Origin of the sequence: Streptomyces sp. NPDC048424 (assembly GCF_040651555.1) — a bacterium.
In the GTDB taxonomy this organism is placed as follows: Bacteria; Actinomycetota; Actinomycetes; order Streptomycetales; family Streptomycetaceae; genus Streptomyces.
On sequence record NZ_JBEZKE010000042.1, the window covers coordinates 1 to 13,557 of the forward strand.

The 13,557-nt window shown below is 70.3% G+C and carries 11 protein-coding genes and 1 pseudogene; 7 read left to right on the forward strand and 5 right to left on the reverse strand.

Annotated elements, in window-relative coordinates:
• The 5 genes and pseudogenes from AB0D29_RS35030 to AB0D29_RS35050 all read left to right on the forward strand — a co-directional run.
• Nucleotides 1-395 (forward strand): annotated as a pseudogene (locus tag AB0D29_RS35030) (urease subunit alpha); the annotation flags it as partial.
• 34 nt (nt 396-429) lie between these two features.
• The gene (locus AB0D29_RS35035) at nt 430-1,476 is read left to right on the forward strand and encodes an agmatine deiminase family protein (RefSeq protein ID WP_362859849.1); all 1,047 of its coding nucleotides are present in this window, start codon (nt 430-432) and stop codon (nt 1,474-1,476) included.
• 29 nt (nt 1,477-1,505) lie between these two features.
• Complete coding sequence (locus AB0D29_RS35040) at nt 1,506-2,126, forward strand: TetR/AcrR family transcriptional regulator (protein WP_362859850.1); 621 nt, start codon at nt 1,506-1,508, stop codon at nt 2,124-2,126.
• Between the two features lie 432 nt (nt 2,127-2,558).
• Entirely contained in the window at nt 2,559-4,187 is a 1,629-nt protein-coding gene (gene cimA / locus AB0D29_RS35045) for a citramalate synthase (protein WP_362859852.1), read from the forward strand.
• Between the two features lie 62 nt (nt 4,188-4,249).
• The gene (locus tag AB0D29_RS35050) at nt 4,250-5,608 is read left to right on the forward strand and encodes a hypothetical protein (protein WP_362859853.1); all 1,359 of its coding nucleotides are present in this window, start codon (nt 4,250-4,252) and stop codon (nt 5,606-5,608) included.
• A 44-nt stretch (nt 5,609-5,652) separates the two neighbouring features.
• Here AB0D29_RS35050 and AB0D29_RS35055 read toward each other — a convergent pair whose 3' ends face one another.
• A complete protein-coding gene (locus AB0D29_RS35055; RefSeq protein WP_362859854.1) occupies nt 5,653-6,276 on the reverse strand; it encodes a YceI family protein in 624 nt (207 codons plus the stop codon).
• 283 nt (nt 6,277-6,559) lie between these two features.
• On the opposite strand from AB0D29_RS35055, the gene AB0D29_RS35060 reads away from it, so the two are divergent.
• Both AB0D29_RS35060 and AB0D29_RS35065 read left to right on the forward strand, forming a co-directional pair.
• Entirely contained in the window at nt 6,560-8,143 is a 1,584-nt protein-coding gene (locus tag AB0D29_RS35060) for an acyl-CoA carboxylase subunit beta (RefSeq protein WP_362859855.1), read from the forward strand.
• A 23-nt stretch (nt 8,144-8,166) separates the two neighbouring features.
• The gene (locus AB0D29_RS35065; RefSeq protein ID WP_351287646.1) at nt 8,167-8,367 is read left to right on the forward strand and encodes an acyl-CoA carboxylase subunit epsilon; all 201 of its coding nucleotides are present in this window, start codon (nt 8,167-8,169) and stop codon (nt 8,365-8,367) included.
• 190 nt (nt 8,368-8,557) lie between these two features.
• On the opposite strand, the gene AB0D29_RS35070 is transcribed toward AB0D29_RS35065, so the two are convergent.
• From AB0D29_RS35070 to AB0D29_RS35085, 4 genes are all read right to left on the reverse strand, one after another.
• Nucleotides 8,558-9,145: an ATP/GTP-binding protein gene (locus tag AB0D29_RS35070; protein WP_073911148.1), complete on the reverse strand. Its 588-nt coding sequence runs from the start codon at nt 9,143-9,145 to the stop codon at nt 8,558-8,560.
• Nucleotides 9,126-9,680 carry a DUF742 domain-containing protein gene (locus AB0D29_RS35075; protein WP_362859856.1) on the reverse strand — a complete coding sequence of 185 codons (555 nt, stop codon included), beginning with the start codon at nt 9,678-9,680 and terminating at the stop codon, nt 9,126-9,128. Before AB0D29_RS35075 ends, AB0D29_RS35070 begins: the two co-directional genes overlap by 20 nt.
• A 93-nt stretch (nt 9,681-9,773) precedes the next feature.
• The gene (locus AB0D29_RS35080) at nt 9,774-10,187 is read right to left on the reverse strand and encodes a roadblock/LC7 domain-containing protein (RefSeq protein WP_030037347.1); all 414 of its coding nucleotides are present in this window, start codon (nt 10,185-10,187) and stop codon (nt 9,774-9,776) included.
• Nucleotides 10,188-10,197: 10 nt separating this feature from the next.
• Nucleotides 10,198-13,377 (reverse strand): nitrate- and nitrite sensing domain-containing protein, encoded by a 3,180-nt coding sequence (locus AB0D29_RS35085; protein WP_362859857.1) that lies wholly within the window; start codon nt 13,375-13,377, stop codon nt 10,198-10,200.
• Between the last annotated feature and the right edge of the window lie 180 nt (nt 13,378-13,557).

Consider the following 13,557-nt stretch of genomic DNA (forward strand, 5'->3'; position numbering starts at 1 on the left):
GGCGCCCCGCGTTCTTCGGCGCCAAGCCCCAACTCGTCCTCAAGTCCGGCTTCCCCGCGTACGGAGTCACCGGCGACCCCAACGCCGCCACCGACACCTGCGAACCGCTGGTGCTCGGCCCGCAGTTCGGTTCGTACGGGGCCACCGCGGCCGACATCTCCGTCGCCTTCGTCTCCGCCGCGGCCGCCGCGCTCGGCTCCGACGAGATGCCGACCCGCCGGCGCCGGGTCGCCGTCCGCGGCACCCGCGGCATCGGCCCCAAGGACCTCCTCCTCAACTCCCGGGTGGGCGCGGTCGATGTGGACGCGCGCAGCGGGCTCGTCTCCCTCGACGGGGAACCGCTGCGCTCCGAAGCCGCCGAGTCGGTCTCCCTCAACCGCCTGTACTTCTTGTAAGAGCACAGTCCGTAAGCCCGTTAGGACCCCTGCCATGACTGCACAGCCCGCCAAGCCCGCGAACGACGGCTTCCGGATGCCCGCCGAGTGGACGCCCCACGAGCGCACCTGGATGGCCTGGCCGAGCCCCAACCCGACCTTCACCAACGAGCAGGAGCTCGCCGAGGCCCGCGAGGCCTGGGGCGCCGTCGCCCGCGCGGTCCGTTCGTACGAGCCCGTGACCCTGGTCGTCTCGCCCGGCGACGCCGAGAGCGCCCGCGCGATCGTCGGCGACGACGTACAGCTGGTCGAGCAGGAACTCGACGACGCCTGGATGCGCGACATCGGCCCGACCTTCGTCACCAATGACGCCGGCGAGATCGCGGCCGTCGACTGGACCTTCAACGGCTGGGGCGCCCAGGAGTGGGCCCGCTGGGACCACGACTCGAAGATCGCCCGGCACGTCTCGGACGTGGCCGGCACCCGTACGTACAGCACCGCGCTCGTCAACGAGGGCGGCGCCGTCCACGTCGACGGCGAGGGCACCGTGCTCCTCACCGACACCGTGCAGCTGGGCGAGGGCCGCAACCCCGGCTGGACCCGTCAGCAGGTCGAGGCGGAGATCCACGCCCACCTCGGCACCACCAAGGCGATCTGGCTGCCGTACGGCCTGGCCGGCGACTACGGCACCTACGGCACCCAGGGCCACGTCGACATCGTCGCCGCCTTCGCCCGCCCCGGCGTCGTCATGGTCCACAGCCAGCCCGACCCGGCCCACCCGGACCACGAGCGCTGCAAGACCATCGCCGCCATCCTGCGCGCCTCCACCGACGCGCGGGGCCGGCAGCTGGAGGTCGTGGAGATCCCCGCGCCGACCGTGCTGGAGGAGGACGGGGAGTGGGTCGACTACTCGTACATCAACCACTACCTGTGCAACGGCGGCGTGGTGCTGTGCTCCTTCGACGACCCGCGCGACGAGGAAGCGGCGGAGATCTTCCGCGGACTGTTCCCCGAGCGGACCGTGACACTCGTTGACGCACGTACGATTTTCGCCGGGGGTGGCGGTATCCACTGCATCACCCAGCAGCAGCCGAAGGTCTGACCTTCGGGAAACGAACGAGGAGTGGGCCCATGGTGGCGGGTGGAGTACCGGTACGGGCGGCGCGCAAGAACGCGCCCCCGCGCGAGGACGTACTCGTCGCCGCCATGGCCACGATCGCCGAGCGCGGCCTGGAAGGCCTGACCATGGCGGGTCTGGGCCGCGAGGTCGGCATGAGCAGCGGCCACCTCCTCTACTACTTCCGCAGCAAGGACGAGCTCCTGCTGCAGACCCTGGAGTGGAGCGAGGCGGCACTGGGCAGCGAGCGGCGGGCCCTGCTCTCCCGGCGCGGCCCGGTCGCCGAGCGCCTGCGCGCGTACGTCGACCTCTACGTGCCCACGCAGGCCCGCGACCCGCACTGGACGCTGTGGCTGGAGGTCTGGAACCGCTCCCAGAACGCCGGCCCCCAGGAGCGCGAGCGGCAGGCGGCCATCGAGGGCGCCTGGCACCGCGACCTGGTGGCCCTGCTCGCCGAGGGCATCTCGCGCGGTGAGTTCCGCCCGGTGGACGCCGACCGCGTGGCGACCCGCATCCGGGCCCTGCTCGACGGGTTCAGCATCCAGCTGGCGGTGGGTCTGCCGACCCTCGACAGGATGGCCATCCTCGATCACGTCCGCGAGTTCCTGACGGACACCTTGTCGCTTCGGTCGTAGCAGTCTCAGCCCCGCACACCCTCAGCCCCGCCGGCGTTTGAGGCGCGGGGGCTAGGGGCGGCGCCCCCGCGACGGCGCTGCACCGGGCCACGGGCGGGTCCGAGCGGGCCCGCCGGCCGAGGTGCCCGCATGCTGAGATCCCCGTCCATCCGCGGCGAGCGGTGTGGCACACTGCCAGCGTGCCTGCTCAGCTCATGATTATCGCCAGCAGCGCGCCGGTCCCCAGTGGCCGCTGAACCGCGGAAGAACTTCGCGGAAGCGGCCACCGTGCCTCGGACCCGCGCGCAGACCTCTCGCTACCCGCGAGAGGTTTTTTCGTTTCCCGGACCATCCGAACCGGGACCGGACCGCGCGCGATGATGGGGGCAGTGACGGCGGCCTGCCCCTTTGGCGGGCATCCGGAACCACTCATCCGACAGGAGTCAGATCAGCATGACGACGACACCAGAGGCGGCAACTGTGCGCTCAGGGGGCCTGGACGACAGCTTCCACGTCTTCGACACCACCCTGCGCGACGGCGCCCAGCGCGAGGGCATCAACCTCACGGTCGCCGACAAGCTGACGATCGCCCGGCACCTGGACGACTTCGGAGTGGGCTTCATCGAGGGCGGCTGGCCCGGCGCCAACCCCCGTGACACCGAGTTCTTCGCCCGGGCACGCGCCGAGATCGACTTCAAGAACGCCCAGCTGGTCGCCTTCGGCGCCACCCGCCGGGCGGGCGGCACGGCCGCCGCGGACCCGCAGGTGCGGGCCCTGCTGGAGTCCGGCGCCCCCGTGATCACGCTCGTCGCCAAGTCCCACGACCGCCACGTCGAACTCGCCCTGCGCACCACCCTGGACGAGAACCTGGAGATGGTCCGGGACACCGTCTCCCACCTGGTCGGCCAGGGCCGCCGCGTCTTCGTCGACTGCGAGCACTTCTTCGACGGCTACCGGGCCAACGCCGAGTACGCCAAGGCCGTCGTCCGCACCGCCCACGAGGCCGGCGCCGACGTGGTCATCCTCTGCGACACCAACGGCGGCATGCTGCCCGCCCAGGTGACCGCCACCGTCGCCACCGTCCTCGCCGACACCGGCGCCCGCCTGGGCATCCACGCCCAGGACGACACCGGCTGCGCCGTCGCCAACACCCTGGCCGCCGTGGACGCGGGCGCCACGCACGTCCAGTGCACGGCCAACGGCTACGGCGAGCGCGTCGGCAACGCGAACCTCTTCCCCGTCGTCGCCGCCCTGGAGATCAAGTACGGGCGCAAGGTGCTCCCCGAAGGAGCGCTCGCCGAGATGACCCGCATCTCGCACGCCATCGCCGAGGTCGTGAACCTCACCCCCTCCACGCATCAGCCGTACGTCGGCGTCTCCGCCTTCGCGCACAAGGCGGGCCTGCACGCCTCGGCCATCAAGGTCGACCCGGACCTCTACCAGCACATCGACCCCGAGCGGGTCGGCAACACCATGCGGATGCTGGTCTCCGACATGGCCGGCCGCGCCTCCATCGAGCTCAAGGGCAAGGAGCTCGGCGTCGAGCTCGGCGGGGACCGCGCGCTGATCTCCCGGGTCGTGGAGCGGGTCAAGGAGCGGGAGCTCAAGGGCTACACGTACGAGGCCGCCGACGCCTCCTTCGAGCTGCTGCTGCGCGCCGAGGCCGAGGGCCGGGCCCGCAAGTACTTCCGCATCGAGTCCTGGCGGGCGATCGTCGAGGACCGCCCGGACGGCACCCACGCCAACGAGGCCACGGTCAAGCTGTGGGCGAAGGGCGAGCGGATCGTCGCGACGGCCGAGGGCAACGGCCCCGTCAACGCGCTGGACCGGGCGCTGCGGGTGGCGCTGGAGCGGTTCTACCCGCAGCTGGCCAAGTTCGAGCTGGTCGACTACAAGGTCCGCATCCTGGAGGGCACGCACGGCACGGAGTCCACGACCCGCGTGCTGGTCGCCACGACGGACGGCGTCCGCGAGTGGTCCACGGTCGGCGTCGCCCCGAACGTGATCGCCGCCTCCTGGCAGGCCCTGGAGGACGCGTTCACGTACGGCCTCCTCCACGCGGGGGTCGAACCGGCCGAGTAGCCCCGTGGCGGCCTTATGTCCTGCTCACACAGGAGAGTCCGGGTTCGGGTAGCGTCGTCCGTATGAGGACCAGGCTTATATCCGTACGTCTTGGATCAGTGCTGGCCGGTCTGCTGCTGGGCCTGTCGGGGACCGCGCTCGCGCTCGCCCCGCAGGCGTCGGCGGCGACCGGGGTCGCCGCCGTGGGGGAGGCACTCAAGGAGGGGCCCGTCTACGTGGACCCGGGGGCGCGGGCACAGCTGTCGCAGGCCGAGGCCGACGCGCTCGCGAAGAAGATCAAGGACGCCGGGAAGCCGGTGTTCGTCGCCGTGCTTCCCGCCACGAGCGAGTTCCCCGCCGACAAGGTGTTCGGTGCCGTCCGGGCCGAGACCGGCATCACCGGGCTCTACGCGATCCGGCTCGGCGACGGCTTCAGCGCCCGCGCCGACCAGTCGGTCATGCCGGCCAACGCCGTGCGCAACCTGACCGACGCCGTGAAGGTGGGGACGCCCGACGCGGCGACCCAGCTCGACAACTTCGTCGACCAGGCCCTGAGCCAGGCCAAGGGCAGCGCCCCGGCCTCCTGGGGCACCACGGGCCCCGAGGCCGGCGCTCCGGTCGGCGGGCTGATCGCCCTCGGTGCGGTGGCCGTGATCGGCGGCGGCGGGGCGTACGCGCTCGTCCGCCGCAACCGGAAGAAGAAGGAAGAGGCCCGGCGCGAGGCCCTGGAGCGCCTCAGTGTGGTCGTCGACGAGGACATCACGGCCTTCGGCGAGGAGCTCGAGCGGCTCGACTTCCATCCCGCCGAACCCGGCGCCGACGACGCCATGCGCAAGGACTACGAGCAGGGGCTCGACTCGTACGACAAGGCCAAGCAGATCATGGGCTCGGTGCAGTACCCGGAAGAGGTCAAGGGCGTGACCCAGGCCCTGGAGGACGGCCGGTACGCCCTGGCCTGTCTGGACGCACGCAGGCAGGGGGAGCCGGTGCCCGAGCGCCGCTCGCCCTGCTTCTTCGACCCGCGCCACGGGCCGAGCACCGAGGACGCCGACTGGGCTCCGGCCGGCGGGGCGGCCCGTACCGTGCCCGTCTGCGCGGCGGACGCCGTACGCCTGCGCGACGGCCTGGACCCGGCGGTCCGCACGGTCGACACCGAGCACGGGCCGCGGCCGTACTACGACGCCGGCCCGGCGTACGGTCCCTGGGCCGGCGGCTACTTCGGCGGCGGCATCCTGCCCGGCCTGCTGGTGGGCACGATGCTCGGTTCGATGATGTCCAGCCCGGCCTACGCCTCGGACCTCGGCGGCGGCATGGGCGGCGGCTTCGACGGCGGGGACGTCTCCGGGGCCGACTTCAACCCGTCCGACTTCGGCGGCGGGGACTTCGGCGGCGGTGGCGGATTCGACGGGGGCGGCGGATTCGACGGCGGGGGCGGCTTCTAGGCCTGGAGGGCCTGGCCGCCCCCGGGTGTGCCGGATCCTACCGGTCAGCCCTGCTTGATGGCCGAGATGTCGAAGGTCAGCTTCACCTTGTCGCTGACCATGACACCGCCGGCCTCCAGCGCGGCGTTCCAGGTGAGGCCCCAGTCGGAGCGCAGGATCTGGGCGGAGCCCTCGAAGCCGACGCGCTCGTTGCCGTAGACGTCCTTGGCGGAACCCGTGAACTCCAGGTCGATGGAGAGCGGCCGGGTGACGTCCTTGATCGTCAGCTCGCCGGTGATGCGGTACGCGTCCCCGCCGAGCGCGCGCGCCTCGGTGGACCGGAAGGTCATCAGCGGGAAGAGCTCGGCGTCGAAGAAGTCGCTGCCCAGCAGGTGGGCGTCGCGGTCGGCGATGCCGGTGCTCACCGAGGGGATCTTGACGTCGATGGAGGCGCTGGAGCGGGCCGGGTCGGCGCCGTCCAGGTGCAGGGTGCCCTCGTGCTCCGCGAAGGAGCCGCGGACGTTGGTGACCATGGCGTGGCGGACGGTGAAGCCGATGCTGCTGTGGGCGGCGTCGATGACGTAGTCGCCGGTGAGGGCGGCGAGCGCCGGGTCCACGTCCAGGGTGGTCACGGCGGCGCCGGCGTTCTGGTGGTCGGTGGTCTGGCTGCGGCGGTTGAAGAGACCCATGGCCTGCTCCTCTGTGGGGGGTGGTTCGCTCGGATGACTCGGTCGAGAGACTGTTGAAACTTCAACGACTTCGACGGGAATGACGCTAGACCCATTCCGTTCAAATTTCAACATCTAGGCGGGGTGTCAGGTCATTTTGTGAAGATCCCACAAAGGACGGCGGTCCCGTCTGGCGGAGTCCCTACATCCTCCGGTCGTACTGTGCGGGCCACACAGCGGAAGACTCCCGAGACTGTGCGGAATGAACGGAGGTTTTTCATCGCGATCTTCGTAAGGTCGGTACATGACCGTTGTGGACCAGACCCCGAGCGAGCCGACGGACGCCCGTGGGCGCGTGGCCGAGCTGCACTCCCTGCGCGAGCAGGCGCGGCGCGGCCCCAGTGACCGCGCGACCGAGACCCAGCACGCCAAGGGCAAGCTGACCGCCCGCGAGCGCATCGCGCTGCTCCTCGACGAAGGTTCCTTCAAGGAGGTCGAACAGCTCCGCCGCCACCGGGCGACCGGGTTCGGCCTGGAGACCAAGAAGCCCTACACCGACGGCGTCATCACCGGCTGGGGCACGGTCGAGGGCCGCACGGTCTTCGTCTACGCGCACGACTTCCGCATCTTCGGCGGCGCCCTGGGCGAGGCCCACGCCACGAAGATCCACAAGATCATGGACATGGCCATCGCGGCCGGTGCCCCGCTGGTCTCCCTGAACGACGGCGCCGGCGCCCGCATCCAGGAGGGCGTCTCCGCCCTCGCCGGCTACGGCGGCATCTTCCAGCGCAACACCAAGGCCTCGGGCGTCATCCCGCAGATCTCGGTCATGCTGGGCCCGTGCGCCGGCGGCGCCGCGTACTCCCCGGCCCTCACGGACTTTGTCTTCATGGTCCGGGAGACCTCGCAGATGTTCATCACCGGCCCGGACGTGGTCCGCGCGGTGACCGGCGAGGAGATCACCCAGAACGGCCTCGGCGGCGCCGACGTGCACGCCGAGACCTCGGGCGTCGCGCACTTCGCGTACGACGACGAGGAGACCTGCATCTCCGAGGTCCGCTACCTCATCTCGATGCTGCCCTCCAACAACCGCGAGAACCCGCCCGTCCACGAGACGAGCGACCCCGCGGACCGCCGCAGCGAGGTCCTGCTGGACCTGGTGCCCGCCGACGGCAACCGCCCGTACGACATGCTCAAGGTCATCGAGGAGATCGTCGACGAGGGCGACGTCCTGGAGGTCCACGAGCGCTGGGCCCGCAACATCATCTGCGCCCTGGCCCGGATGAACGGCCAGGTCGTCGGCATCGTCGCCAACCAGCCCGGCCACCTCGCCGGTGTCCTGGACATCGAGGCCTCCGAGAAGGCCGCGCGCTTCGTCCAGATGTGCGACGCCTTCAACATCCCGATCGTCACCCTGCTGGACGTCCCCGGCTTCCTGCCGGGCGTCGACCAGGAGCACGGCGGCATCATCCGCCACGGCGCCAAGCTGCTGTACGCGTACTGCAACGCCACCGTCCCGCGGATCTCGCTGATCCTGCGCAAGGCCTACGGCGGCGCGTACATCGTCATGGACTCCCAGTCCATCGGCGCCGACCTCACCTACGCCTGGCCCACCAACGAGATCGCCGTCATGGGCGCCGAGGGCGCGGCCAACGTCATCTTCCGCAAGCAGATCGCGGACGCCGAGGACCCCGAGGCCATGCGCGTCCGCATGGTCAAGGAGTACAAGGCCGAACTGATGCACCCGTACTACGCGGCCGAGCGCGGCCTCGTCGACGACGTCATCGACCCCGCCGAGACCCGCGAGGTGCTCGTGAGCGCCCTCGCGATGCTCCGCAACAAGCACGCCGATCTGCCGTCCCGCAAGCACGGCAACCCGCCGCAGTAACCGCGAAGGAGACCTGCCACCCCATGACCACCGCCACCGACACCCTGCTGCGCGTCGAAAAGGGCAACGCCGCGCCCGAGGAGCTGGCCGCGATCACCGCGATCCTGCTCGCCCGCGCCGCCGCCACCCCCGAGGAGACCGCGGTCCGCACGCCCCGCCAGGCCGGCTGGCGCCGTCTGGAGCGCACCCCGGGCTTCCGCGCCCCGCACAGCTGGCAGGGCTGAGTCCCGAGCCCGGCGCAAGGCCCCGCACCCCTTCCGGGTGCGGGGCCTTGCGCGTACCCGGTCCGGGGCGCGGGGGCCGTCCCGTACGGTCTGTCCCGCCGGGGCCCTCGCGTACGGCCGGGCCCGCCCACGCCGAAGGCCCCCGCGTCGTGTGACACGGGGGCCTTTCGGATGCTGCGGAACGCGACCGCTACCGCAGGCGCGCCATGAGGGCGTGCTCGACGAGCGTGATGAGCGCGCTCTTGGCGTCCGCGCGGTGGCGGGCGTCCGTGGTGATGATGGGGGCGTCCGGGCCGATCTGCAGGGCCTCGCGGACTTCCTCCGGCGTGTACGGCTGGTGCCCGTCGAAGCCGTTGAGGGCGATGACGAAGGGCAGGCCGCTGTTCTCGAAGTAGTCGACCGCGGGGAAGCAGTCGGCGAGACGGCGCGTGTCCACGAGCACGACGGCGCCGATGGCGCCCCGGACGAGGTCGTCCCACATGAACCAGAAGCGGTCCTGGCCCGGCGTACCGAAGAGGTACAGGATCAGGTCCTGGTCCAGGGTGATGCGGCCGAAGTCCATGGCGACCGTGGTGGTCGTCTTGTCACCGGTGTGGGTGAGGTCGTCGATGCCGGCGGAGGCGCTCGTCATGACGGCTTCGGTGCGCAGCGGGTTGATCTCGGACACGGCTCCGACGAACGTGGTCTTGCCCACGCCGAAGCCGCCCGCCACCACGATCTTCGCGGAGGTGGTGGAGCGAGCAGGAGCCGCTCCGCCGTTAGAGCTTGCGAAGTCCACTGAGCACCCTTTCGAGCAGTGTCACATCAGGCTGGCCACCGGCAGACTCGTCGCCGCCGGGCTGGTGAATGGCGACAAGGCCCGCCTCCGCCAGGTCGGCGACGAGGATGCGGGCGACACCAAGAGGAATGGAGAGAAGTGCCGAGATCTCCGCGACGGATTTGATCTCCTGGCACAGGCGGCAGATGCGCTGGTGCTCGGGCAACTGCCCTTGCAGACGCGCGGGATCGGCCGTGGTACTGACCAGCGCCTCGATGGCGAGCTGGTAGCGCGGCCGGGTACGGCCGCCGGTCATCGCGTACGGGCGCACCAGCGGGTTGTGGGCCTTCGGCGCCGGCTGCCGAGCGGCGCGCGGAGGCTGCTGCTGGGGCATCTGGTGCTGAGGCTGCTGGGGCTGTCCGTACGGCTGCTGCTGGTACGGGTTCTGCTCCGGCACGGGCCGGCTGGGCGTGGAGGGGAAGTTGAAGCGGTTCTGGTCGTGCCCACCCTGCGGCTGCTGCGCGCCGCCATAAGGATGTCCTCCGGGTGTTGTCACGTTTCCTCCTCCGACTCCAAGTACGCAGTACTCCCTGTGTAACCGCGCCACCGCACCCTATGGTGCGATGGCGCGAAACGCACTGCCTGTCTGCTAGTTGAGAAGACTTCCCTGCAGCTCGGCGCGCAAGTCCGGGGTGAGGACACTGCCCGCACGATCCACCAGAAGGGCCATCTCGTAGCCCACGAGGCCGATGTCGCACTCGGGGTGCGCGAGCACCGCGAGGGACGATCCGTCCGAGACGGACATGAGGAAGAGGAATCCCCGGTCCATCTCGACCACGGTCTGGTTGACGGCGCCACCCTCGAAGATGCGGGAGGCTCCGGCGGTCAGCGACGTCAGACCGGAGGCCACGGCCGCCAGCTGATCGGCGCGGTCGCGCGGAAACCCGTCGGACATCGCCAGAAGAAGGCCGTCGGCGGAGACCACCACGGTGTGGGACACCCCTGGGGTGTTGTCCACGAAGTTGGTGATCAACCAGTTCAGGTTCTGTGCCGCCTGGCTCATCGGGCTCACACTAACGCTCCTGGTCATAGCTGTTACTTGACTGCTCAGAACCCGCGCTGCGTCCCTGCTGGACACCTCGCCGCAGGTTGCTCAACCTGCCGCGGACGTCCTCCGGAGCGCGGGAGACCTGGGGGCCGCCCTGCGGGGTCGTCTCCGCCGCGCCCTCGACCAGGTTGGCCTTGGGCACGCGCCGAGGGAGACCGGACGGGGTGACCCCGCCCGCCTTCGGCTCACGGAGTTTGGCGGCCTGCTGCCAGCGCTCGTCGTTACCCGAGCGCCAGTCGGTGCCGCCTTCCTTCGCCTGTTCCGGAACGGCGGGCTGCTGACGCGGCGACCGCTGTTCGAAGAGGGATCCGGTGGACTCCGCTTCCTGCTGTGCCGGCTGCCACTGCTGCTGGCTGCCGCGGCGCGGCAGGCCCGCTCCGGTCATCACGTGACCGGTGTCGGCAGCGGCGCCCGGACGGTCGAAGCCTACGCGTTCCGGAGCCGGTTCGGGGACGGCCTGGGATTCCGATTCGGTCCCGTAATCCTGCTGGTAGGCAGCCGGATACGTGTTCTGATCGGGCCACTCGGCCTGCTCCGCCCGGGCTTCGTAGCCGCTGTCGTAGCCCTGAGTGGCCGGCTGCTGGTCCGGGTAGCCGTCTTCCGTATAACCGTAGTCCTGCTGCGGGTACGCCTCGTAGCCCTGCTGACCCTGCTGCGCCTCGTAGGAGGTGTCGTAGGCCTGCCCGGACTGCTGCTCGAAGCCCTGGTACTCCTGGTACCCGTGCTCCGGCTGTGGTTCCGGATAATCCTGGGTGCCCGGGTCGGCGTACTGCTGCTGGTCCTGCGGGAAGCTCACCTGGGCCGCCAACGCGGCCCGGCGCTCCTGCTGTCCCAGGGACCGGCCGACCGGGTCGGCGGGGAGGCCGTCGGCGCCCTGCTGGTCGTACCGCGAGTCGTCGAAGCCGAGCTCGGCGGCGGTGCGCAGCGGGGCGGCCTGCTGGGCCTTCTGCTCCGGGATGATCTGGGAGACCGTGAAGTCGTCGTCCGGTACGCCCTCGCCACCGCCACCGTGGGTGATGGCGTCGGGGAGCATGACCAGCGAGGTGGTGCCGGCGGCCTCGCCCGAGGGGCGCAGCTGGACGCGGATGCTGTGGCGGTCCGCCAGCCGGCCGACCACGAACAGACCCATGCGCTGCGAGATCGCGGCGTCCACGGTCGGCGGGTTGGCCAGCTTGTGGTTGATGTCCGCGAAGTCCTCGGCGGTGAGGCCGATGCCCTTGTCGTGGATCTCGACCATCACGCGGCCGTCGGGCAGACGGGTCGCGTTCACGCGGACCTTGGTCTGCGGGGAGGAGAACGTGGTGGCGTTCTCCAGGAGCTCGGCGAGCAGGTGCACGAGGTCGGTCACGGCCTGGCCGTGGATCTCGGCCTCGGAGACGCCCGAGAGCTCGATGCGCTCGTACTGCTCCACCTCGGAGGAGGCGGCGCGCAGTACGTCGACGAGGGGCACCGGCTGGTCCCAGCGGCGGCCCGGCTCCTCACCCGCGAGGATGAGGAGGTTCTCGCCGTTGCGGCGCATGCGGGTGGCCAGGTGGTCCAGGCGGAAGAGGTTCTCCAGCTGGTCCGGGTCGGCCTCGTTGTTCTCCAGGTCGGTGATGAGGGTCAGCTGGCCCTCGATCAGCGACTGGTTGCGCATGGAGAGGTTCGTGAAGATCGCGTTGACGTTGCCCCGCAGGAGAGCCTGCTCGGCGGCGAGCCGTACGGCTTCCCGGTGGACCTGGTCGAAGGCGCGGGCGACCTCGCCGATCTCGTCCTGGGAGTCGATCGGGATCGGATGGACCCGGGTGTCGACCTTGCCCGGATCGGTGCGCGAGAGCTGGTCGACGAGCATCGGCAGGCGCTGCTCGGCGATGTCGAAGGCCGAGCTGCGCAGGCGGCGCATCGCGCGGCCCATCTGGCGGGCCATGAGGCCGGCCATGATGAAGGCGGCGAGCAGGGACACGACCACGATGGCGCCGTTGACGATCGCGTCGGTGCGGGCCTCGTCGGAGACCGCGACGGCGTCCTTGACGGCCTTGTCGAGGAGTTCCTTCTCGATCTCGTCGTAGCCGTCGAACTTGGCGGTGGCGGCGGCCTGCCAGAACACGGGGTTCGTCCCGTTCTCGGCGAGCTTCTTCTTGCTCTCGCCGCTGGCGATCGCCTCGGTCATGCCGAGCAGCGGGTTGCCGTTGGGGGCGGGCGGCGGCACGAAGCGGGTACCGGCCTGCTCGGCCTGGTGCTTGGCCTCGGCGAGCTTGGCCTTGCCCTCGTCCGACTTCCTGCCCATGACCTCCTTGAGGCGGTTCACGTCCGCCTCGGTACCGGCCGCGACGTACTCGCCGATGGCGATTTCCTCGAGGTAGGCGTAAGAGGAGAAGGCGACCAGCTGGGCCTTGCGGATGTTTTCGTCCGTGCTGGGACGGACCAGGAGGTGGGTGCCGACGGAGCGCTGCAGCGAGTTCGCCGCCTTGGCCAGCTCGACCGCGTAGACCATGCGGCCGTACGAGGTCACGTTGCCGGTGCCGAGACCGAGCTCGTTGGAGAACTGCATGAGGTAGTGCTCGACCCCGACGTAGCCCTCTTCGGTCGGGATGGGGCCGGCCGCGGAGGGGAGGTTCTTCTTCGGGGTCTCGAAGGCGACCTGATAGGCCTTCTCGCGGACTTCCTTCAGCTTGGGCTCTTCCGCCCGGAAGAGGTCCAGGCGCCGCTCCAGGCCCTGGTTCTTCGGCATGTCCTGGACGGCCTTGTCGAACTTCTCCTTGGCGCCGGTGGTGACCGCGTACGCCTTGGTGACCTGCTCGGAGTTGGTCTGGCCGTTCAGGAGGGGCTCGGCCGTCAGGTCACGCTCGTTGAGCAGTGCCTGGCTGTACTCCGAGGCCGCCTGGACGACCCGGGCTATCTGCTCGGCGTCCTTGGCCTCGTTCCACTGGTCGACGGAGCCCTTCACCTGGAAGCCGCCCATGACCAGGCCCACGAGGGCCGGCACGAGCAGGATCGCGTTCAGGCGGGTCGGCACGCGCCAGTTGCGGGGCGAGAACCTGCTGGTGCTCCCGGGACGCGCGGGTGGCTCCACGGGCACGTCGACGGGCGACGCGGCCGCTCGCGGCGGCGGGGTGAAGTTGCCGCGCGCGGGTTCAACCGCGGGGCTTGCGTTGCTTCGCCTCACTCGACCAACAACCTTCCGGCGGTGCTACTAGCTAGTTCGTTGAATTCCAGCACGGTTGACGGCCGTGTTCCAAACAGTTGGAATCAGCCATTCCAAGATCCTTATGCCCCACGTAAATCGGACATAAAGAGCTTCCTGCGGCAAAAATCGGGGGAGTTGTGCGCGTAGCGGCACCAACCG